We start from the raw sequence: 23499 nt of genomic DNA, 5'->3' as shown, positions 1-23499 counted from the left end.
TGATCTCCACGCCATCGCACCTGCATCAGCGTGAAAATCCATAAACCCTAGACTCTACGGCCTATGCTCAACCTGGTCTCGCCATAGTCACGCTGCTCAATTTCCTCGAAACCTTCAGGAAAAGTGAAATTAGCGCTTGCGGCTTCTTCCACCAGAATGAGGGCATCCGGCGTTAGCCAGCCGCCATCGCGCGCGGAAACAAGCGCCTGCTCGGCAAGGCCCTTGCCATAGGGCGGATCACAAAACACCAGCGAGAACGGTTCCAGAGGCTTTGCTGCCCCCAGCCTGGTCGCATCACGCCGAAAGATGCGCGTGAAACCGCCCGCACCTAATGTATCGGTGTTGGTGCGTATGATGCCACGCGCTTGCGCCCCGTCATCGACAAGCACAGCAAAAGCAGCACCACGCGAAACCGCCTCCAGCGCCAAAGCGCCCGTGCCCGCGAAAAGATCGAGCACCCGCGCACCTGTAACTGGATCATCATAGCCATGCATGAGCACGTTAAAAATCGCCTCACGCAGGCGATCCGAAGTCGGGCGGATTTCGTCCGACTTCGGAGAGGCTAAAGCACGGCCCTTGAACCGGCCCGCAACAATACGCACCTCAAGCCCCCTTTAGAACTTGCGCGGTGGACGCGAACCACCCGATGGCCTGTCGCCAAATGACCGACCGCCCGATGGCTTGCCACCAAACGCTTTACCACCAGAGGGCTTACCGCCGAAAGACCGGCCACCCGCAGGCTTGTCACCAAAGGACCTGTCACCGAACGACTTGTTTCCAAAAGATTTACCGCCCGAAGGCTTATCGCCAAAAGACTTTTTGCCATAAGGACGATCACCCGCAGGTTTGTCTCCGAAAGACTTCGCCCCGAACGACTTGCCCGCTGACCTGTCACCATGACGTTTATCGCCAAAGGAACGCTCGCCCCTTGGCTTGAAACCATCACGGTCACCACCCCGATCGTTACCGCGATCGCGGTCTCCGAAGCGGTTACCTCCCGCAGGGCGATCATCGCGGCGGAAGCCCTCACCGCGCTGCTCAGCGCGATCCGAGAACGAACGACGCTCCTGCTTTTCACCACCGCGATCATCAAAACGACGCGCGGGACGTTCGCCACCAAAGCGGTCAGAATCGCGCTTCTGGAAGCTCTCGCCACGATTTTGATAGGCTTCGCGACTAGAACCTTCAACCGCAACGCGACGTGCGCCGCGCGGTGCGCGTTCAGCAAGTTTGGGCGCAGAAACGATACGCTCAACCTTCACCATCCGCCCACCGGGATCCTTTACCGCACCGACGCGCTCATGCGTGCGCTCTGCGCTCTGAGAGCGGGCGGCACGAGCATCGGCGCCACGGCGAGGTATGCGCTTGCCTTTCGGGCGCCCCTCTTCGGTGTCAACATCACGCCAGACCGCACGCTCTTTCGAGCGCTGCTCATAGGCTTCGCGCTTGTACTCTTCAACGGGTGCCGCTGGTGCGCGCTGACCGCGTGCCAAGAAGTCTTCCTTGCTGCGGAAGCGGTTTTCACGACCACCGGTGTGGCCACGTCCTGCAACAGCCGGAGCAGTGGGGCGTGGTTCGAGCTGTGCAATGCCCGCCTCGAAATCCACACCAGCCTCAAGCGCCAATGCTTCACCAAGCTGATCCTTCAGGATACGCGTGCGCACTTCATCGCATGTGCCCTCTTCCAGATCGCCCAGTTGGAACGGCCCGAATGAAACGCGGATAAGCCGGTTCACACGCAGGCCCAGATGCTCCAGGATGCGCTTGACTTCACGGTTCTTGCCCTCGCGCAGCCCCAGCATCAGCCAGACATTGTCGCCCTGTGTGCGCTGGATTGAAGCCTCAATTGGCCCGTAATGCATGCCATCAATGGTAACGCCATTGCGCAGGTTATCGAGCTGCGCCTGGTTCACCTCACCATAAGCGCGCACGCGATAGCGCCGCAGCCATGCGGTTTCAGGATGCGCCAACACGCGCGCTACGCCGCCGTCGTTGGTCAGTAGCAGCAAGCCCTCGGTGTTGATATCAAGCCGGCCAATAGCAACCACACGTGGCAGATCTTCCGGTAGATTGTCAAATACTGTCGGGCGACCCTCCGGATCACGCGCTGTCGTCACAAGACCACGTGGCTTATGGTAGAGCCACAGACGTGTACGTTCACGCGCAGGCATCGGCGCACCGTCGATCACGATGCGATCGCTGTCAGTAACCAGCGTTGCAGGCGTGTTGATAGCCTTGCCATTAACCGCTACGCGGCCTTCGCTGATCATCACTTCAGCATCACGACGCGAGGCAACCCCCGCACGGGCCATCACCTTGGCAATGCGCTCAGGCTCAGGCGTGGCGGAAACAGGTGCAGCCTGTTGCTCAGCACGATTTTCGAAGCGCTGTGGACGATCCGAACCTACGAAACGACGGGGTGGACGATCGCCACCCTCAGGACGCTCGCCACGGGATGCGTAAGGCTTGCGTTCGCCAAAACCGCCCTTGTCGCCAAAGCGGGGCTTGTCAGAAAATGAACGGTCAGAACGCGGACGATCCGAACCTTCAAAACGACGAGCTGGACGATCGCCACCCTCAGGACGCTCGCCACGGGATGCGTAAGGCTTGCGTTCGCCAAAGCCGCCCTTGTCGCCAAAGCGGGGCTTATCAGAGAATGGGCGGTCGGAACGCGGACGATCCGAACCCTCAAAGCGACGGGCTGGACGATCACCACCTTCAGGACGCTCGCCACGGGGTGCGTAAGGCTTGCGTTCGCCAAAACCGCCCTTGTCGCCAAAGCGGGGCTTGTCAGAGAATGGGCGGTCAGAACGCGGACGATCCGAACCTTCAAAACGACGAGCTGGGCGATCACCACCTTCAGGACGCTCGCCACGGGGTGCATAAGGCTTGCGATCGCCAAAACCGCCCTTGTCACCGAAGCGAGGCTTATCAGAGAATGGGCGGTCAGAACGCGGGCGATCCGAACCCTCAAAGCGACGAGCTGGGCGATCACCACCTTCAGGACGGTCGCCGCGCGGCGCGAAAGATTTGCGCTCGCCGAAGCCACCCTTGTCGCTAAAGCGGGGCTTGCCGTGGCCCGTACGCGGACGATCGCCACCGGCCTCATTGCGCTCACCAGAACGCGAAGGCGCACCCTTTCCGCCAGCGAAGCTGCGCGGAGCTTTGAAATTTTTAGTGCCTTTTGACGGCCGCGCAGCATCGCCACCGGTCCGCCGAGCTGGGCGTCGCTCGTCTTTCGATTTATCGGTCATCGGGTGCTCATATCAGAGACATCGCATTGACGCGAGAGCATCAAAGCATAATATCCGCCTCCACGCGCGAATTTATTTCATTTCGGACAAACGTTTCATCACAATGCCACCGCAATCACCCATTTTATCTGCCGATCCGATGTCTGTTGCCTTCGATGAGGCACGTCTTGCCGCAATTGCTGGCGAAGTGCCTGTGGGAGCCGTCGTTGTGCATGAGGGGCTTATCATCGCCAAAGCAGGCAACCGCACCCGCCGCGATTGTGACCCCAGTGCCCATGCCGAGGTGCTGGCAATTCGCGCAGCATGTCAGCTATTGAAAACTGATCGCCTGCCTGGCTGTGATCTCTATGTAACGCTGGAGCCATGTCCGATGTGCGCAGGCGCGCTTTCATTCGCGCGCATCCGGCGGTTGTATTATGGCGCTGAAGATCCAAAAGGCGGCGCGGTGGATAACGGCGTGCACTTTTTCAATGCTGCTACCTGTCACCATGCACCGGAGGTCTACGGCGGATTGCGGGCGCAAGAAGCAGGTGAGTTGCTGCGGACATTTTTCCGCGAGAGGCGATAAAATAGAGCGAAATATTTTTGCTCTATTCTCTTTATTTGTGCATCAAAGTTGGGCTCAAAAACGGTGCCCATTTTTAGGTTTGATGCTGCAGGGAGACAGCAGAGCCGTCTCCCCAATTTCTCGTCAATGATTGCTGTATCAAACCATCAGTGACTATTTGCGGACCACCATAAAGCGAAGATCAACATATTCTAGTCGAGCAGCTTGTAGGCTGGCAGCGTCAGGAACTCTTCGAAATCAGCTGCCAGCGACATGTCTGCGAACAGCTTGATTGCCTCCGGGAAGCGGCCCGCGTCGTAAACGCTCGCGCCCAGTGCTTCGCGCACCTTCGCCATTTCGTCGTCGAGAGTGGCCTTGAACAGCTCTGGCGTTACCTTGCGGCCATCGTCAAGCGATGCCCCATGGTAGAGCCACTGCCAGATCTGCGCGCGGGAGATTTCAGCGGTCGCTGCATCTTCCATCAGATTATAAAGCGGCACAGCGCCACGGCCACGCAGCCATGCTTCGATATACTGCACGCCCACACGAATGTTTTCACGCAGGCCCGCTTCCGTGCGCACGCCTTCATGCACCTGAAGCAGATCCTCAACGCTGATATTCACATCCTCACGCAGCTTGTCGAGCTGGTTTGGCTGCGGCATCAGGCGGTCGAACACTTCCATGGCAACCGGCACAAGCGCAGGGTGCGCAACCCACGTGCCATCGTGGCCATTGCCAGCTTCACGCTCCTTATCGGCGCGCACCTTGGCGAATGCTGCTTCGTTGGCTGCATCGTTGTTCTTGACGGGGATCTGCGCCGCCATGCCGCCCATCGCGAATGCGCCGCGCTTGTGGGTGGTCTGGATGAGCTTGAGCGAATAAGCGCTCAGGAACGCCTTGCCCATCACCATCGCCGAACGATCCGGCGTGAGGAAACGCGGGTTTTTGCCCAGCCGCTTGATGTACGAGAAGATGTAATCCCAACGGCCACAGTTGAGGCCAACGATGTGCTCACGCATTTCATACAGGATTTCTTCCATCTCGAACGCAGCAGGCAGCGTTTCAATCAGGATGGTCGCCTTGAGCGTGCCCTTGGGGATGCCCACCGTCTCTTCTGCATGCGAAAATACATCATCCCACAGGCGTGCTTCGAGGTGGCTTTCGAGCTTCGGCAGATAGAAAGCGGGCGTTGAGCCAGCTGCCATAATCGCCTTGGCGTTGTGGAAAACATACAGGCCAAGATCAAACAGGCCACCGGCAATCGGCTCGCCGTCAATGGTGACGTGCTCTTCCAGCAAATGCCAGCCGCGTGGGCGCACCAGCAAGGTCGCCGGGTTCGGATTAAGTGCGTAACGCTTGCCACTTTCTGCATCGGTGAAGGCTATGTCACCCTGCCAGCGGTCCTTCAGGTTGATCTGACCTTCAAGCATGTTCGCCCATGTGGGGGCTGAAGCATCCTCGAAATCCGCCATGAACACTTTGGCGCCCGAGTTCAGCGCATTGATGATCATCTTACGATCAACCGGACCCGTGATTTCAACACGACGATCAAGCAGATCAGCCGGAATTGGCGCAACCTTCCAGTCGCCCTCGCGCACGTGGCGGGTTTCCTCAAGGAAGCCTGGCAGTTCACCTGCATCAAACTTCTTCTGCCGCTCGGTACGCAATGCCAGAAGGCGCTTGCGCGTCGCGTTATAACGGCGGTGCAGATCAGCCAGAAAACCCAATGCGGCCGGAGTCAGAATTTCCTCAAATCGCTCACCGGCAGCGCCTGTGATCGTTACACCTGGTGTGCCGGCGAATGTCTGGTTTGGTGAAGACATGTCAAAAACCTCCCTATCAATTTTCTGCATGAGTTTGGTTTGATGCGTTGGCGTGCAAGCATTTGCCTGCGCCGTTTCGGAAAGGATATTGCGCCAATCCGCTGTTGCCATAAAGAGCGTAAATGAAACATCACTGTTGCCCAGAAGCTAACAATCGACGATAGTCCCAACATGGATAGAATGGGCGATCTCGATATTTTTGCGCAAGTTGTTACTGCTCGCAGCATGTCAGCAGCGGGGCGCGAGATGGGGCTTTCGACGGCGGTTATCTCCAAGCGCATCAAGCGGCTTGAGGAACGTTTGGGCGTGCGTCTCCTCCAACGCACCACGCGCCAGATTACGCTGACGGAAGCCGGCCAGGGACTATATGAGCGCGCCGTGTCCATTCTGGCAAGTGTGGAAGAGGCCGAAGCCTGGGTCGCACGTGGCAGTGCCGTGGTGCGGGGTGTGCTGAAAGTTTCAGCGCCGACATCATTCGGGCGGCTGCATATCGCGCCTCGTCTGTTGCCGTTTCTGGAGCGTCACTCAAACCTGACTGTTGATCTCAATCTATCCGACGAATTTATTGATGTTGTGGGAGAAGGCTTTGATGTCGCAGTGCGTATCGCGGATCTGGCTGATTCCAGCCTTATCGCCCGCAGGCTTGCGCCTAACCATCGCCTGCTCGTTGCAGCCCCAAGTTATCTGGAGCGCATTGGCATGCCTTTAAGTATTGATGATCTGCCGCATCATACACTCATGGCTCACAACAGCGACCATTGGCGATTGGCTGGGCCGGATGGGGAGCACCTTGTGCGCATCAATGCACCAATACGCACGAATTCAAGCGAGGTTGTGCGCGAGGCTGTGATCGCCGGGATGGGCATTGCGCTGCGCTCTACCTGGGATATCGGCGCGGAGTTACGTAGCGGCCAGTTGCGCGCTGTACTGCCTGGTTACGGTGCCTCCAGCCGGGTTGCGGTGAATGCCGTTTATCCCAGCCGTAGACATATGGAACAGAAGGTACGCGTTTTTGTGGACTATCTGGCCGAGATCTTCGGCCCTACTCCCTATTGGGATGATGGCCTGACCTTCACCTGAGGCTTGGTCGGCGCTGGCTCACGCTTCAACGGAAAGGCGATCTCTACCAGTGTGCCCTCATTGCGAGCACTGGACACATGGAAGCGTCCGCCGCTTGCCTCCACCAGCGCACGTGTCAGCGGCAGCCCCAAACCGGTGCCCTGCCCATGGCCGAGACGCGTTGTGCTGAGATGCGAGAAAGGCTCCATCGCCGCATCAACCTGCGCTCGCGTCATGCCAATGCCGGTATCACGGATACGTAACGTTGCCCCACCATCGTCAGCCTGGGCTGTGGAGACAATCACCTGCCCACCAGCATCCGTGAACTTCACTGCATTTGACAACAGGTTGAGGATGATCTGTTGCAACGCACGTTCGTCGATATTGACCGGCGGAAGCTTGTTCGTGAGGCTGGTGCGGAGCACAACTTGCTCACGCCCTGCTTGTGGCATCATCAACCCCACGCAACCTGAGACAACATCATTCAACGATACATGCGCTGGCGCAAGATCCAGCCGCCCGGCTTCGATACGCGCCAGATCGAGCAGATCATTGACCAGGCTGATCACCTGCCCACCTGAAGCATGGATATCGCGAAGATATTCGCGATAACGCTCTACGCCAATCGGCCCCAAACGCTCTTCCAGCATGATCTCGGTGAAGCCGATAATGGCATTCAGCGGCGTGCGGATTTCATGGCTGACACGGGCAAGAAATTCGGCCTGCCGCTCAAGCACTGCCGCGCTTTCTGCGGATGGAGATGCCGTCTGTGTTGCACTCGTATCGCGCAAAATCGCAAAATAGCGCTGTGCTTTATTGGCGTTGGTCTCATCCCCTGGTGATTCATCGGGGTCTTGGGCAAGTCGTCCCATGATCATCATGAGCGGAATATCACCGCCATGCTGGGCACGTGCGGTAACCGTCAATCCATCGTTGAGCACACTCGCCAAGCCGCCAGCACGCAATCCCTCAAAATAGGCCGCCGCTTCTGTTCGGCTTTGAGGCGTGAGCAGATGCCATAATGGCGCCCCGACGACCTCGGTTTCATCACACCCCAGCAACACCTCGGCAGAGCTGTTCAGCGACATCAGGCGGCCAAGGCCATCAAGCGTTACAATGCCGTCGGTGGCAGTATCGAGAATGGTATCAAGCGCAAGAACACGCGCTTCCTGATGCCGCAACTCGCGCTCAAGAGCCCGGAGATGCGCCTCCGCCTGCGGCTCCATGGCACGCCGGAACGACATGATCGTCGCCGCCCTGCCCTCCCATTGAATGGTCGCCATCCGCGCATCCGCAGACACAGGAGTACCCTTCGAGGTGCGCAGCGACAATGGCGCATCGCTCCCACTAGGCGCGCTCATAAACAATGCACGCAGGCCACCAGCCGCCATGAAGAACTGCTCATGATCATAGCCCAGCAGATCAAGCAGTGCACGGTTGACGAACAGCACTTCAGACCCGCGACTGACCAGCAGTCCAAGCGGCAGCCGATCCGCAATATGCGTGAAGGAAGTGGTCGCATCCGTATGGATCTGACGCGGCTTCTCTGACGCGCTGCTCGACAGGATCGGCGCGTCATCCCACTTAGTGGGCGCGAAATCGACAGGCGGCTCTGGATCATCCCATACATCATCGGAAGGTGCGTTCTGCACCTGCCACATATCCTGCGCGTCAGCCTCTATGGGCAATGGATCATTCGCAGCCGGCTCGGGAGGTTCGACAAGCCGCAAACGCGCCGCACGACGTCGCACCGAAGCGGCGGGCCGCTCTATCGGCTGCGATTGATCATCCGCCGCGGCTGCTAAAACAGGTGCATCCTTGCTCTCTTTATCCGCGCCGGAAGTGCGCTTACGGCTCACACGAGGCTGCTCATAATCCGGCTTTGCATGCGATGCTTCCGGCATGAGAGGTGCAGGTTGTGAAACCTCATCATCTTGCAAGCGCGATCCACTTAACGCACGGGCGATATCGCGAAATGCCTGCTTCTCATTATCGCTGAGATGCGTGCGATGGGCGACATCCTTTGGCTGCACGGCTGGTGCAATAACAGCATCAGCCTCAATTGCAGTTGAACTGACAGGAGCCTGAACCACAGGCTTGATAGGCTTTGGAGGAGTTGCAACACCGCCATCGGCGTGACGAAGTCGCCCCACCCGTGCGAGGCCAAAACCGCGATATCCTTGAAAGCGATGCCGTGAATCATGCATTGGAATGCCCGCCAATTCGACAGGCAGCAACGGAAACGCCTTTGCATCTCCAATGCGCCAAAGCACTTCCAGCCCGCTCCAGCTATCATGGCGGGCATCGCGTGGCTTGGCCATAACGGTGGACACCGCATCTTGCGGATCGTGAACAATGCCCTGCGCCACCAGATCCCGCCAGAGCTTGCCCTCAATACGCCCGGCATCACGCCCAACAAGCCCCATGAGCTCCTGAGATACGCGCGTGATACGGCCTTCTGCATCGCTTTCCCAAATGAAGCGAATGGTCGCGCGCTGGCCCGCATAGGCAAACAAGCGCTCAACAGCATTCGGTTCGGAAACAGCTGCCTGCGCATCAGCGCGCCATTCCGAGGAATGCTGCGTCGCAACATTTAACATTGGTGCACGCGCATCAGTCATATCAAAGGCATCGAAGCCAGCTTCAACCACACGCGGCAGACGCGGTAATTGCCCCCGCAGAACCGTCAGCAGAAACTCACCACGGCGCGTCGCCACCCGGTGACATTCGAGCAAAAGCCGGGCCACACCATAACCTTGTGGCAGCGTAACACGCTCCAAACGAATGCCGCTGCCAGCCGACAAAGTTGCCGCCACACGCCGCAAGCGCCCACGCAAACTCTCGCCGCCTGCAGCACGCAGACCTGGCGCGAGGCCAGCTGTCGCGGCAGATGCCGCAATGACCCGGCCACCATCAAGCGACCACAGCACAGCCGCAGTATCAGACTCGACCAACCCCATGAGAGCCGGGTCGTTCCAGAGAGCTGCATCGGTTGTGTCCGTATTCCGGGACATGAGAATCACCCGCTTGAGTGCCGCATGAAGGCCGCGACATATGACTAATAAAATGTTAATATACTTTTGTGCTCTAATCGTCACGCAAACAACGCAAAGTGATAGTCACTAACTGGTATCAGCGTTAACGCGACTGCTGGGCGCTTCAAGGCATTAGATCAAAAGGTGCCAATTAATAGCACTCTTGCAATGTTGCGGTGCAGCATATATGTACTGCAATGCACAAGCATTAGAGCATTTGTGTGATTCATTGAATCATGAAGCGCTCTAACTTTTGGAGTAAACGCGTTTTCGGACTGAAAGTAGCGCCTATTTTTCAGAAAACGCGACAGAGTGTTCAAATTGTCCGGCATTTTCTCAGGAGCAGTACGATGACCAACACGACACCGAACTACGAAATTCCAGTTGAGCTACGTGAGTTTGCAGAGAAGAGCGTTGATCAAGCACGCAAAGCTTTTGATGGCTTTTTAGGTGCTGCACATAAAGCTGTTTCAACTTTTGAAAACCAATCGACACCTGTGCCATTCACTTCGCATGAAATGGCGCGTCGTACACTCTCCTATGCTGAAAGCAACATTGCTGCCGCTTTTGATCTGGCTGAGAAGCTTGTGCGTGCAAAAGACCTGAATGAGGTTACGCAATATCAGAGCGAGTATCTGAAGCACCAGTTTGCTGCTCTTCAGGAACAGGCCCGTGATTTTGGCGCCACGGTTCAAAAGTCCGCGGCTGACGCCGGTCAACACGTACAAAATGCGGTAAAGGAAGCGACACAGAACGCAACCAGCGCTGTTAATGAAACAGCGAAAGCTGCAAAGGGCGCACCAAAAACAGGCGCATAAGACATATGCCGGCCTCGTAAAAAGTATCGTTGCTAGCAAGCATTGTCATAAGAAAACATGTTCTTTTGAGATACAGCTTGAACGCGGCCGGCATTGAGTTATTCAACAAGCCATGAGTTAGCTAGCCACTCATCAAGATGAGGCTTTGTTTTGCCTCTTCTAAGCGCGGAACTTTTATGTAAACCATAAGTTCTAAAGCCAGTGATGATTAGCGCACGCATAAGATGAGACGATGTGATAGCCTTGGATTCGAGCGGCTAAATTAGATAGTCGGACGTTCTGGATGCAACCGACAAATGACGGGCTAGTCAATAGACATCCAGACAATCATTATAAAGAATTTCAGGCATTAATGAAAAGACGGAGCAAGACTTCCATGACGACGCAAAAGGCAAACATCGGCCCCACGGCCAATGGAGGAAAATCAATCACCGCTTCCGATAACGCGGCGACAACCTCTGCCCCCACTTCAGGCGTTGCGTCGCCAACTGTGAGCAATCCTCTTGCCGCAAAGCCTCAGGCAAATACGGCCAGTGCAATTAGCATGACTGGCACAAACCCACTTGCTACGGGCAAAACATCGCCAATCATCGCCTCGCCCCACGCCGGAACTTCAACTGCAGCGATTTCCACGCGCTACACGCCCTCCAGTCCGATAGCTTCTGCGAAACCTGCAGAAGCCAAGCCCCTCGCGGCCACACCAACTGCAAAAGCTGTAACACCCACTGCAATGAAGCAAGAAGCTAAGCCTACCTTGCCTCAGAAGACGCAGGAAAAGCCAACCTTAGCTTCGAAGACCGCCAATACGAAGCCGCAAGTTGCGTCTACATCCGCCAAGAAATCTGCTGTTGCCAAGAAGCCTGCTGCTAAAACGGGGGCTATCGCAAGCACAGCTTCTGCCAAAATCCCAACAGGGAAAGCGGCGAAAGCTCCGGCAACGATTAGCACCAGCAAGCTCACCGGCACAAAAACCGCCACAACAGCTGCAGCTGCGAACTCCAAGCTTCAAACCGCCAAGTCTCCTGCAACCAAGGATGCCGCAGCAACTCTTGAAAATTCCACAACCCTCAAAGCAGCGCAAGTTGGCCTTTTACAAGCTCGCCACAGCTACGCAACACTGCATAAGCAAAGCGAATTGTGGACGAAAGGTTTATCTGCGGGTCTATCAGTAGCATCGCGCGGAACTTCGGAACTGCATGGCAAGGTTCTTGATCTCGTCCGCAGTCATACGGACAACACACTGGGTCTTTGGCGTCAGCTACTAAACGCAAATTCGGTGGCAGAGGCAGTTGAATTGCAGGCACGTGAGTTGCGTCATCAGTTTGAGACCTCATCAAGCCAGCTGAAAGACATTGTTCACACCTCTAATCGCTTGCTGATAGAAGCATTGAACTCCAGTCTGGCACCGCGCGATTAAAGCTAAGCGACTAAATCGCTTTCTCTCTAATAGCGATCTGCGTTCATTTTGACTGAGAATTGAACGCAGATCATAGAGACCACCCCACCTATATTTCATAATAGGCTATTCATTTCAATAAGTTGCAGAAGAACCCAGAGACTCAAAATCTCTCGTTTTTCCTACTTACCCACATACCCTCTCGTATATGCATTAGAGTTCTTGCATCCTTGCAACGATGGGGTTATTAAGTGTCATCTGATTCTCGGAATGAGCCACTTCAGTGGGAATGCATGGTTATCCATGTTGTTTCTTGTTCCGATGTGTTGTGCAGCTGTAGCTCAGTTGGTTAGAGCGCCTGATTGTGGATCAGGAGGTCCCCCGTTCGAGCCGGGGCAGTTGTACCATTAAAATCAAACGCTTAGCGGTTTCCACATAAACGATAAGAACGTAACCGGTAAAGTGAGTTTCGGAACACAGCTGAATCGTGCCCCAAACATTATCCAGCAACCGACTTAGCGCGCAAGAAACGCGCAACTCCCATCCAAGAAGGTTGATATCGCCCCTAAGCATTTCTGCGCTTATCATATGAGCTGCAGGTCTAGTTGAACCGTTGAATCATCGAAATTTAATGTAGCTACTTGCATAGAGGCCTCTTGAGAGACCTCTATCTCATCCTGGCTGAGGTAGCCGATCCGCCTTCTGCCACGACTTCACAGACAGAAACCATTGGATATAACGCATTCCCCTTATCAGCCACCATCCCCCCGCTAGGGCTGGAACACCTGTAAGCGATAGATTTACCCAACGTGACGATTCCTGTTCCGCCATCATTATTATCTGCATCGTCTGGCGCGAGCAGGCTCGGGTCAACCCACACATAAACCACCTGATCCGTGTTATGCGTTGATTGTACATGGGCACGTTGGGCACGCTCCGTAGCCACGGCCACTTCAGCCGGCCTCTTCTCGCTTGTGCTTTCCTTTGTGCCTGTACCGCCCTTATTCTCGCTATCCTTGCCGCCCTCTTCTGCTTTGGCAACGATTGCCAACGTACCACCAGACGTAAGGCGAAGATCATAATTGCCGCCAGCAGAAAGATTCCCCAGCGTGATGAAACGATTGCCTGGGGCGTCACTGCCCTCAAAGGATAATCCTCCGCTCAGCAAGGAAACACCATCATCACCCTTCCAGCCAGAGGGCGTAAAGGCGATCTCGTAGTCTGACTGCCCCACTATCCGCGTCTGCCCCGCAACAGGAGAAACAGCTAACGTTGCCTTGATAATCTCACCCGAAGTGCGGAAATCAAACGAACTCATCGTGTAGTTGCTGGCAGCAGCACCATGCAAAACATAGCGCCCGGAAATGGTGGTAGCTTCTGCGACATTCGCGCTGTTGTATCTGGTGTCAGTGAGATCCAGTACGACCCTCCCAAAATCAGAGGCCAGAACGCCATCCAGCGCGCCATCCGACAGCTTCGCAGCCAACACCGTGCCGTCATACTCCCGCTCGGTCACAACCTGCCCAGGGCTCAGGATATTCAACTGCTTGGGCGTAATGGTCGCTATCGCACTGAAGGCGCTGTCGGACAACATATAGTTTCCGGCACTCGCACCGCTCAAGCTGTAGGTACCATTCACCTTAATGCCAGCAGCGGCATTGGCGCTGGCATAGGCAGCTGTCAACGAAACTGCAACATCATCCGCTCCAATAACACCTGCCCCCACCGTACCATTGCTGGTCACGAGGATCTTTGTGCTGCCATCATAGATCCGGCTTGTCTGCACCGTCCCACCTGTCACCGTCAAGATGGCGGGCGTAATGGTGAGGTTGGTGCCAGTATAGCTAATCGTATAATTGCTACCTGCCGCCAGCGAACCCTTGTTGATCGCATAGACACCGACATTCTCACCCCCCTCACGAGCCAAAGAGCCCGTAATGGCAGAAGCCGTATCACCGCTGACAAGACCGGAATAAGTATAGCTCAGCGCTGGATCAGCATTACCATAGACCTTTGATTGGGCGCTCGCTGTAATCGTCAGCGTGACAGGTGTGATGTTACCCGCAGCGCTGAAGACGCTGGAAGCAAGCTGATAGTTCCCAGCAGAAGCACCACCCAGCACATAGGTGCCTGTGATCGTGTTCGCCGTTGCGACATCCTGGCTGTTATAGGCCGTGCCCGTCAGGCCAAGCGTTACACTATCGCCGCCGATAACGCCCGCACCCAGCACACCATCCGTCAGCTTCGCTGCAGCTGTCGTGCCGTCATATACGCGGCTCGTTGTCACCGTCCCCGCTGTCGCGATCGTCAACGTGACAGGGGTGATGCTGCCAGCAACACTAAAGGCGCTGGAAGCCAGCTGATAGTTCCCAGCAGAAGCGCCCCCAGCACATAGGTGCCCGTGATTGCATTCGCCGTTGCAACATCCTTGCTGTTATAAGCCGTACCCGTCAGGCCAAGCGTTACACTATCGCCGCCGATCACGCCCGCACCCAGCACGCCATCCGTCAGCTTCGCTGCAGCTGTCGTGCCGTCATATACGCGGCTCGTTGTAACCGTTCCTTGCGTCGCGATCGTCAAAGTGACAGGCGTGATGTTGCCCGCAGCGCTGAAGGCGCTGGAAGCAAGCTGGTAGTTCCCGGCCGAAGCGCCACCCAGCACATAGGTGCCCGTGATCGTGTTCGCCGTTGCGACATCCTGGCTGTTATAGGCCGTACCCGTCAGGCCAAGCGTTACACTATCGCCGCCCAACACACCGCCCAGCACGCCATCCGTCAGCTTTGCTGCGGCCGTCGTGCCGTCATACACACGGCTCGTTGTCACCGTACCCGCTGTCGCAATCGTCAACGTCGCTTTGGTGATGTTGCCCGCAACACTGAAGGCGCTGGAAGCAAGCTGATAGTTCCCAGCAGAAGCACCACCCAGCACATAGGTGCCTGTGATCGTGTTCGCCGTTGCGACATCCTTGCTGTTATAGGCTGTGCCCGTCAGGCCAAGCGTTACACTATCGCCGCCGATCACACCGCCCAACATACCGTCCGTCAGCTTCGCCGCAGCTGTCGTGCCGTCATATACACGGCTTGTTGTCACCGTCCCGGCTGTCGCAATCGTCAACGTGACAGGCGTGATGTTGCCCGCAACGCTGAAGGCGCTGGAAGCCAACTGGTAGTTCCCGGCAGAAGCACCACCCAGCACATAGGTGCCCGTGATCGTGTTCGCCGTTGCGACATCCTTGCTGTTATAGGCCGTACCCGTCAGGCCAAGCGTTACACTATCGCCGCCGATAACGCCCGCACCCAGCACGCCGTCCGTCAGCTTCGCTGCAGCTGTCGTGCCGTCATACACACGGCTCGTTGTCACCGTCCCGGCTGTCGCGATCGTCAGCGTGACAGGCGTGATGTTGCCCACAACGCTGAAGGCGCTGGAAGCAAGCTGATAGTTCCCGGCCGAAGCGCCACCCAGCACATAGGTGCCTGTGATCGTGTTCGCCGTTGCGACGTCCTTGCTGTTATAGGCCGTACCTGTCAGGCCAAGCGTTACACTATCGCCGCCCAACACACCGCCCAGCACACCGTCCGTCAGCTTCGCTGCAGCTGTCGTGCCGTCATACACACGGCTTGTTGTCACCGTCCCCGCTGTCGCAATCGTCAACGTCGCTTTGGTGATGTTGCCCGCAACACTAAAGGCGCTGGAAGCCAACTGGTAGTTCCCGGCCGAAGCCCCCCCAGCACATAGGTGCCCGTGATCGTGTTCGCCGTTGCGACATCCTTGCTGTTATAGGCCGTACCCGTCAGGCCAAGCGTTACACTATCGCCGCCGATCACACCCGCACCCAGCACGCCATCCGCCAGCTTTGCTGCAACTGTCGTGCCGTCATACTCACGGCTTGTTGTCACCGTTCCTTGCGTCGCAATCGTCAACGTCGCTTTGGTGATGTTGCCGGCAACGCTGAAAGCGCTGGAGGCCAACTGGTAGTTCCCGGCCGAAGCGCCACCCAGCACATAGGTGCCCGTGATCGTGTTCGCCGTTGCGACGTCCTTGCTGTTATAGGCTGTACCCGTCAGGCCAAGCGTCACACTATCGCCGCCGATAACGCCCGCACCCAGCACGCCGTCCGTCAGCTTCGCTGCAGCCGTCGTGCCGTCATACACACGGCTCGTTGTCACCGTCCCGGCTGTCGTGATCGTCAACGTGACAGGCGTGATGTTGCCCGCAGCGCTGAAGGCACTGGAGGCCAACTGGTAGTTCCCGGCCGAAGCACCCCCCAGCACATAGGTGCCCGTGATCGTGTTCGCCGTTGCGACGTCCTTGCTGTTATAGGCCGTGCCCGTCAGGCCAAGCGTTACACTATCACCACCCAACACACCGCCCAGCACGCCATCCGTCAGCTTTGCTGCGGCCGTCGTGCCGTCATATATACGGCTTGTTGTCACCGTACCCGCTGTCGCGATCGTCAGCATGGCAGGCGTGATGTTGCCCGCAGCGCTGAAGGCACTGGAAGCCAACTGGTAGTTCCCGGCAGAAGCGCCACCCAGCACATAGGTGCCTGTGATCATGTTCGCCGTTGCGACATCCTTGCTGTTATAGGCCGTACCCGTCAGGCCAAGCGTCACACTATCGCCGCCGATGACGCCCGCACCCAGCACGCCGTCCGTCAGCTTCGCTGCAGCTGTCGTGCCGTCATACACACGGCTCGTTGTCACCGTCCCGGCTGTCGCGATCGTCAGCGTGACAGGCGTGATGTTGCCCACAACGCTGAAGGCGCTGGAAGCAAGCTGATAGTTCCCGGCCGAAGCGCCACCCAGCACATAGGTGCCTGTGATCGTGTTCGCCGTTGCGACGTCCTTGCTGTTATAGGCCGTACCTGTCAGGCCAAGCGTTACACTATCGCCGCCCGATCACACCGCCCAACACACCGTCCGTCAGCTTCGCTGCAGCTGTCGTGCCGTCATACACACGGCTTGTTGTCACCGTCCCGGCTGTCGCAATCGTCAACGTGACAGGCGTGATGTTACCCGCAATACTGAAGGCGCTGGAAGCAAGCTGATAGTTCCCGGCAGAAGCACCACCCAGCACATAGGTGCCTGTGATCGTGTTCGCCGTTGCGACGTCCTTGCTGTTATAGGCCGTACCTGTCAGGCCAAGCGTTACACTATCGCCGCCGATCACACCGCCCAACACACCGTCCGTCAGCTTCGCTGCAGCTGTCGTGCCGTCATACACACGGCTTGTTGTCACCGTCCCCGCTGTCGCAATCGTCAACGTCGCTTTCGTGATGTTGCCTGCAGCGCTGAAGGCGCTGGAAGCCAGCTGGTAGTTCCCGGCAGAAGCGCCACCCAGCACATAGGTGCCCGTGATCGTGTTCGCCGTTGCGACATCCTGGCTGTTATAGGCCGTACCTGTCAGGCCAAGCGTTACACTATCACCGCCGATAACGCCCGCACCCAGCACGCCGTCCGTCAGCTTCGCCGCAGCTGTCGTGCCGTCATACACACGGCTTGTTGTCACCGTTCCTTGCGTCGCAATCGTCAACGTCGCTTTGGTGATGTTGCCGGCAACGCTGAAAGCGCTGGAGGCCAACTGGTAGTTCCCGGCCGAAGCGCCACCCAGCACATAGGTGCCCGTGATCGTGTTCGCCGTTGCGACGTCCTTGCTGTTATAGGCCGTGCCCGTCAGGCCAAGCGTTACACTATCACCACCCAACACACCGCCCAGCACGCCATCTGTCAGCTTCGCTGCAGCTGTCGTGCTGTCATATACGCGGCTTGTTGTCACTGTCCCGGCTGTCGCAATCGTCAACGTCGCTTTGGTGATGTTGCCCGCAACGCTGAAAGCGCTGGAGGCCAACTGGTAGTTCCCGGCCGAAGCGCCACCCAGCACATAGGTGCCCGTGATCGTGTTCGCCGTTGCGACATCCTTGCTGTTATAGGCCGTACCCGTCAGGCCAAGCGTTACACTATCACCGCCGATAACGCCCGCACCCAGCACGCCATCCGTCAGCTTCGCCGCAGCTGTCGTGCCGTCATACACACGGCTCGTTGTCACCGTCCCGGCTGTCGCAATCGTCAGCGTCGCTTTGGTGATGTTGCCCGCAACGCTGAAGGCGCTGGAAGCCAACTGGTAGTTCCCGGCCGAAGCACCCCCCAGCACATAGGTGCCTGTGATCGTGTTCGCCGTTGCGACATCCTTGCTGTTATAGGCCGTACCCGTCAGGCCAAGCGTCACACTATCGCCGCCGATCACACCCGCACCCAGCACGCCATCCGTCAGCTTTGCTGCAGCTGTCGTGCCGTCATATACGCGGCTCGTTGTCACCGTTCCTTGCGTCGCAATCGTCAACGTCGCTTTGGTGATGTTGCCGGCAACGCTGAAAGCGCTGGAGGCCAACTGGTAGTTCCCGGCAGAAGCGCCACCCAGCACATAGGTGCCCGTGATCGTGTTCGCCGTTGCGACGTCCTTGCTGTTATAGGCTGTACCCGTCAGGCCAAGCGTCACACTATCGCCGCCGATAACGCCCGCACCCAGCACGCCGTCCGTCAGCTTCGCTGCAGCCGTCGTGCCGTCATATACACGGCTCGTTGTCACCGTCCCGGCTGTCGCAATCGTCAGCGTTGCTTTCGTGATAGCTAAGGTGCCACTAGCATAAACAATGTTGTAGTTACTCGATGCCAGGCCGCCCGCTGTAATACTATAACTGCTAGCGTTCTTGGCACCCTGGGAGGTGCCGCCATAAGTAAGCGTGCCACCCAGCACTGCTGCAGTTTCGCTGCCAGCAAAACCACTGTAGGTCACACCATTACCACCACTCCATGCCGTGGCGTCATAGACTTTGCTGGCATCGTTCGCTGTAACCGTCAGCGTTGCTTTCGTGATAACTAAGGTGCCACTAGCATAAACGATGTTATAGTTACTCGATGTCAGACCGCCCGCTGTAATAGTATAACTGCCAGCGTTCTTGGCACCCTGGGAGGTGCCGCCATAAGTAAGCGTGCCACCCAGCACTGCTGCAGTTTCGCTGCCAACGAAACCACTGTAGGTCACACCATTACCTCCAGCCCATGCCGTGGCGTCATAGACTTTGCTGGCATCTTTCGCTGTAACCGTCAGCGTTGCTTTCGTGACAGTCAGGTTTGACGTGTAAATATAACGATAAGTATTCTTGCCGTCACCACCGTGATTAAGGCCTGTTACTTCAGCAATATACGAACCAACATTCAATCCCGTGACATTAATTGATGGCGTAGCGCCAAAAGATGACGCTGTACCATAAGCCGTGTCACCGGAGATATGCGCCCCCTGACCGTAGATCGTTGAGCCTGGCGTGCCACCAATCCATGTGCCTGATGAGTTGCCATAGGCGGCCGTTGCACCATTATTGGCCTGAATGCGGATAACCTTTGAAAGCGCATAGAGCTCTGGCAGATAACCATCACCGGGTGGAGCCCAAATGTTCTCGAAATCCCACCCTGTTGCGGCATTCATGAAATAGGTCGTGTTTTTGAACTGCGCCAGGGTCAGACCCGTTGCGCCAGCGGAACTGCCGCTACCAATGCCTGTAGCGACAGCATTAAGATTCCAGAAGCTGGAGGTGATCGTGCCAGCACTATTTTCACCAACAAGGCCGCCGACAAGACTAGCGCCTGTTACTACACCTGTCGCATAGGAATTTGTAATCGTTCCCGTTAGAATACCAGCAAGGCCACCTGTTTTAGCGCCGGTATTATTTACATTACCTGTAGAATATGAATTTGAAATCGATCCACTATTCCAGCCAACAAGGCCGCCAACACCATCACCTGCTCCAGAGATGGATGCAGCAGAATAGCTTGTTGATAGGGATCCCTCTACTGTATTCCCACCAGTAATGCCACCAACACTAACAGTGCCCTTTATCGCGCCCGACACGATAATCCCGCTCACGGCTCCGCGGTTTTTGCCTGCAAGGCCACCGGCATCACTAGCGCCCGTAATGTTAACATTTCTCAGCTCAACATTCTTGATAGTGCTGCCAATAGCTGTTTCGCCAAACAAGCCTACTGAAGTTAAACCAGGTCTATTAATTGTCAGACCATTGATTACATGGCCTGGGCCAACAAAAGTGCCCTGGAATGTATTGGCACTTGTTCCTATTGGCGAAAAACCATAGAGGTTGGCGGCAGACTTAGTTGTTGTCGTGCGCCACATGCTGGAATTATTGGCCAGCGCCCCTGTCAGATCGATATCGTTCGCGAGGATGTAAGTCTTACCGCTACTTGTTGCGCCTTCGTGCATCTTGATAAGTTGCAGTTGGTTAGGAGTGCGGATCGTGAAAGCATTCGCTACAAGACTACCTGGTTTATTATAGGTCTTGCCAAGCTCTGTAAGTTCCGCGCGCAGGAAAGGACGGGTTTCCCCAGGAACTATGTACCAGATAGAGGTAAAATTAAAACCCGCATAAGTCGCTTGCGTGAAAGCGTTTTTAGAACCGGTACTCGAATATATACCAGTTGCGCCCGAGGTAGCACCATCGCCAATACTGACCGTCTGGCCTGTTGTATCAACATCCCAGAAGCTGGAGGTCATAGTGCCGCTATTGCGAATCCCTGTCAGACCACCCGTGCTGCCAGAAGGGCCTGACACCGCACCTGTCGCATATGAGTATTCAATAGCTGCAGAAATCCTCCCGACTAATCCACCCGCAGCAGCAAAGCCATCAACAGAGCCGGTGGCATATGAATACCGAATCGTGCTGCTATTGCTTTCTCCAATTAGGCCACCAGCATAGCTACCCTGAACATTCCCTGTAGCATATGAATAAGCTACCGCCGTGCCGCTGAGATTGCTTTGCCCGATTAAGCCGCCAGCTCCCATACCCTGACCAGTAACATTACCCGTCGCATATGAATAGTAAACATTACCTGTCTTGTTATACCCAATCAATCCACCAACTTTAAGCTGGCCTGAAACATTACCGGTAGCAAATGATCTAATGATACCAACATCATTCTGGCCAACCAATCCACCAATATTTTCCCCTGAACCATTAACATCGCCTGTTGCGTATGAATTATCGATGGAACCTGTCGCATACCCAATTAAGCCACCAACGTTATTATCGCCAGACACGTCGAGGGTAGCATACGTATTCACAATGTTACCACTGCTATATCCTACTAGCCCACCAACGTAAGAATAGCCGCCTATGATGCTTCCTCCCTCAAGCCCAACATTCTTAATCCCCCCGCCGCCACCCCGCTTACCAAATAACCCAATATAAGACTGGAGCGGCCGATTGATGGTCAAGTCACTGACCGTGTAACCTTGACCATTGAATGAACCTGTAAATTCGGAAGTATTATTTCCAATCGGTGAGAACCCGGCCCCACCATACCAATAGACTGTGCTGCCTGCATCAATATTTGCCGCCAGCTTGTAATACCTATTCCGTATAGTCGCCATACCTTGCAAGCCATACACATCCGTAATGGCATAAGCATTGGCATCATCTGCACCAGTGCCTCCTGTTACACGTATGAATGTAACCGTCGGGGCAGCAGCGTCATCATATGATACAGATTCTCCACCTGCTATGCGGAAGTCCCTGGCCGCAAAGGCAGGGAGCGTTGCACTGTTCTGCACCCACGCGCCTGTCTCAAGGGAGAACGTGCCAACGTTGATCGTCCCACCCGCACCCGTCGTAATTGTCGGGGCTGCCTCCGTGCCACTTGCTGCTTTCAGCGTCAGCCCGCCGTTCACCGCTGTAATCGCAGCGTTGATCGCGATGGTGTTCGCGGCATTCAGCGTCAATGTTGTTGCAGCATTCCACGTGATCGCTGCATTGACGATGATGTTACCAAGTTGCGCGCCACCCGATCCCGTCGTCACAACCGTATTCGCGCTCGCCAGCAGACCCGTCAGCGTATCAGCACCCAGCGTGCTGTCGTTGGCCACGGGCGTGACGCTACCGCCGGAACCTGCCACAATCGTCAGATTATATGGATCAAGCAACAACGTTCCAGCGCCGGCCTGCCCCAGCAGATTCGCCGTGCCGTTAAACGCCAGCGTCGCCTTGCCCGAGACCTCCGCATCACCCCCCAGCCCTGTAACACTTGTCGCGCTCACATGCCCTGCGAAATCCGTATGCAGATCAGACCACAGAACGATCTTGCCGCCATTACCTTCGGATGCATCGGCAGTAATCACCGCACCCTTGGCAACCGTTAGCAGCTTGGCAGTGCTGACTTTCTCACTGACGTAATTCGCCGCCGTATTGGCCCCGCCCTGATAATCACCACCAATCAGCGCAATACCGCCTTTGGCCCCAGACACATCAACCCGTGCCGCATCGGTCAGTGTGATGTTATCGCCCGCGACAATAACCGTGCCACCATCACCCTTTAAATCATCGGGACGCGCAGGGGGAAGCACACCATGCGCGTCCAATGAAGCTGCAATCTGCACAGTTTGTGCAGCTATACGAATTTCACCGCCCTTGCGGCCCCTGTTCGAAGAAGAAGCAGCTTTGGTTGCCGACACACGTTGAGTGACCGTCACCGCGCCAGTATCGCCTGCCGTCAGAAATACTCTACCGCCCTGCTTTGAAGTGCCCGTGGCTGCGATAACGCCGTGTCTATTGCCCGCCAGCGCATAAACGTTACCGCCATTGGCCCGCAGCTCCACTTCTGCAGCCTTGATATTGCCGGTGTTCTTGACGCTGGTTGTCGCTCCACCCGCCTTGACGACAAACCGCCCACCATCAAGCGAACGATCCTGCACCAGCACCTCGGTGCCTGCCACCAGAGCGGCGGTGCCATTGGGGGCCTCGATATCACCTTCATTCTCGACGGTTCGCCCCATCAGCACAACGCTGCCGCCTAATGCACCAATGCGGCCTGCATTTCTGACAGCGGCACCGCTTGTGCCCTTGAAGGTATGCGCCTCACCACGGGCAGCTTTCTGGAAATCATCATCGGAAATATCGAGCGTTGAACCGATGAAAGAACCGCCGGTTTCAATACGCCCTGTTGGCCCAACCGCAATACCGGCGGGGTTGATCAGATAGACTGAGCCTGTCGCTGTGAGGGAGCCATCGATTTGAGAAGCGATATTGCCGCGCACACGATTGAGCGTAGAGCCCACGCCGTTATCGAAGTGCACGCTGTTTGGCTGGCCGATCGAAAACTGATCCCAGGAGATGATTGCGGTTGGTGACGCCTGTCTAACGGCAAGGCTGGAGCCATTTTGGGTGACATCGGCTTGTCCATTGACGATCTGCGCGCCAGAAGGCAGGCCTTGCGCACAAGCAACCGCTGATGACATCAGAAGACTTACGCCAGCAACACTCGTAAGGAGAAAGCGCTTTTTGTTTCTGTTCACACAAGAAAAGCAGGTCAAGGACGCACTCCCACAACAGAACAAACAAACAGCACTAAGCCACCCGTTAAATTTACATCGAAAAGTCTAGCTCACATAATAAGAATGTCAATTTTTGCCTTGGCTCCCATAATAATCAACCTGCGATGAAAGGAGCGGTCCAACTTTGGGCAAGACGGCAAAAAGAGCGCCAGGCCAAAAGCCCCGCCAATACA

Annotated in this window: 11 protein-coding genes, 1 tRNA gene and 1 pseudogene; 5 read left to right on the top strand and 8 right to left on the bottom strand. The window is 56.3% G+C overall.

Features of this window, described 5'->3' with window-relative positions; all coding sequences use genetic code 11:
* Positions 1-47 precede the first annotated feature (47 nt).
* Both rsmD and VRZ32_RS00060 read right to left on the bottom strand, forming a co-directional pair.
* Entirely contained in the window at positions 48-602 is a 555-nt protein-coding gene (gene rsmD, locus VRZ32_RS00065; protein ID WP_414523413.1) for a 16S rRNA (guanine(966)-N(2))-methyltransferase RsmD, read from the bottom strand.
* Between the two features lie 12 nt (positions 603-614).
* Positions 615-2345 (bottom strand): annotated as a pseudogene (locus VRZ32_RS00060) (pseudouridine synthase); the annotation flags it as partial.
* Positions 2346-3393: 1048 nt separating this feature from the next.
* Between VRZ32_RS00060 and VRZ32_RS00055 the strand changes: the two are divergent.
* Positions 3394-3822: a nucleoside deaminase gene (locus VRZ32_RS00055; RefSeq protein WP_414523412.1), complete on the top strand. Its 429-nt coding sequence runs from the start codon at positions 3394-3396 to the stop codon at positions 3820-3822.
* A 191-nt stretch (positions 3823-4013) separates the two neighbouring features.
* Here VRZ32_RS00055 and aceB read toward each other — a convergent pair whose 3' ends face one another.
* The gene (gene aceB / locus VRZ32_RS00050) at positions 4014-5624 is read right to left on the bottom strand and encodes a malate synthase A (protein WP_414523411.1); all 1611 of its coding nucleotides are present in this window, start codon (positions 5622-5624) and stop codon (positions 4014-4016) included.
* A gap of 171 nt (positions 5625-5795) precedes the next feature.
* On the opposite strand from aceB, the gene VRZ32_RS00045 reads away from it, so the two are divergent.
* A complete protein-coding gene (locus tag VRZ32_RS00045) occupies positions 5796-6704 on the top strand; it encodes a LysR family transcriptional regulator (protein ID WP_414523409.1) in 909 nt (302 codons plus the stop codon).
* On the opposite strand, the gene VRZ32_RS00040 is transcribed toward VRZ32_RS00045, so the two are convergent.
* Positions 6674-9697, bottom strand: coding sequence for an ATP-binding protein (locus VRZ32_RS00040; RefSeq protein WP_414523408.1), 3024 nt, complete (start codon positions 9695-9697; stop codon positions 6674-6676). The two genes, VRZ32_RS00045 and VRZ32_RS00040, sit on opposite strands and share 31 nt — an antisense overlap.
* Positions 9698-9954: 257 nt before the next feature.
* On the opposite strand from VRZ32_RS00040, the gene VRZ32_RS00035 reads away from it, so the two are divergent.
* The 3 genes from VRZ32_RS00035 to VRZ32_RS00025 all read left to right on the top strand — a co-directional run bounded on the left by VRZ32_RS00035 (position 9955) and on the right by VRZ32_RS00025 (position 12339).
* Positions 9955-10536, top strand: coding sequence for a phasin (locus VRZ32_RS00035; RefSeq protein WP_414523407.1), 582 nt, complete (start codon positions 9955-9957; stop codon positions 10534-10536).
* A gap of 376 nt (positions 10537-10912) precedes the next feature.
* Positions 10913-11953, top strand: coding sequence for a phasin family protein (locus VRZ32_RS00030; protein ID WP_414523406.1), 1041 nt, complete (start codon positions 10913-10915; stop codon positions 11951-11953).
* A 309-nt stretch (positions 11954-12262) separates the two neighbouring features.
* Positions 12263-12339: transfer RNA gene (locus tag VRZ32_RS00025), tRNA-His, on the top strand.
* 260 nt (positions 12340-12599) lie between these two features.
* Here VRZ32_RS00025 and VRZ32_RS00020 read toward each other — a convergent pair.
* From VRZ32_RS00020 to VRZ32_RS00005, 4 genes are all read right to left on the bottom strand, one after another.
* A complete protein-coding gene (locus VRZ32_RS00020; RefSeq protein ID WP_414523405.1) occupies positions 12600-14219 on the bottom strand; it encodes a YDG domain-containing protein in 1620 nt (539 codons plus the stop codon).
* Positions 14220-14239: 20 nt separating this feature from the next.
* Positions 14240-15631: a beta strand repeat-containing protein gene (locus tag VRZ32_RS00015; RefSeq protein ID WP_414523404.1), complete on the bottom strand. Its 1392-nt coding sequence runs from the start codon at positions 15629-15631 to the stop codon at positions 14240-14242.
* Positions 15580-16740 (bottom strand): YDG domain-containing protein, encoded by a 1161-nt coding sequence (locus VRZ32_RS00010; protein ID WP_414523403.1) that lies wholly within the window; start codon positions 16738-16740, stop codon positions 15580-15582. The genes VRZ32_RS00015 and VRZ32_RS00010 overlap by 52 nt, the downstream gene beginning before the upstream one ends.
* A 76-nt stretch (positions 16741-16816) precedes the next feature.
* A complete protein-coding gene (locus VRZ32_RS00005; RefSeq protein ID WP_414523402.1) occupies positions 16817-23230 on the bottom strand; it encodes a YDG domain-containing protein in 6414 nt (2137 codons plus the stop codon).
* Positions 23231-23499 lie beyond the last annotated feature (269 nt).

The sequence above is a fragment of the Pseudochelatococcus sp. G4_1912 genome, from assembly GCF_047501465.1.
Taxonomy (GTDB): domain Bacteria; phylum Pseudomonadota; class Alphaproteobacteria; order Rhizobiales; family Beijerinckiaceae; genus Pseudochelatococcus.
This window is presented reverse-complemented; position numbering and strand designations above follow the sequence as displayed.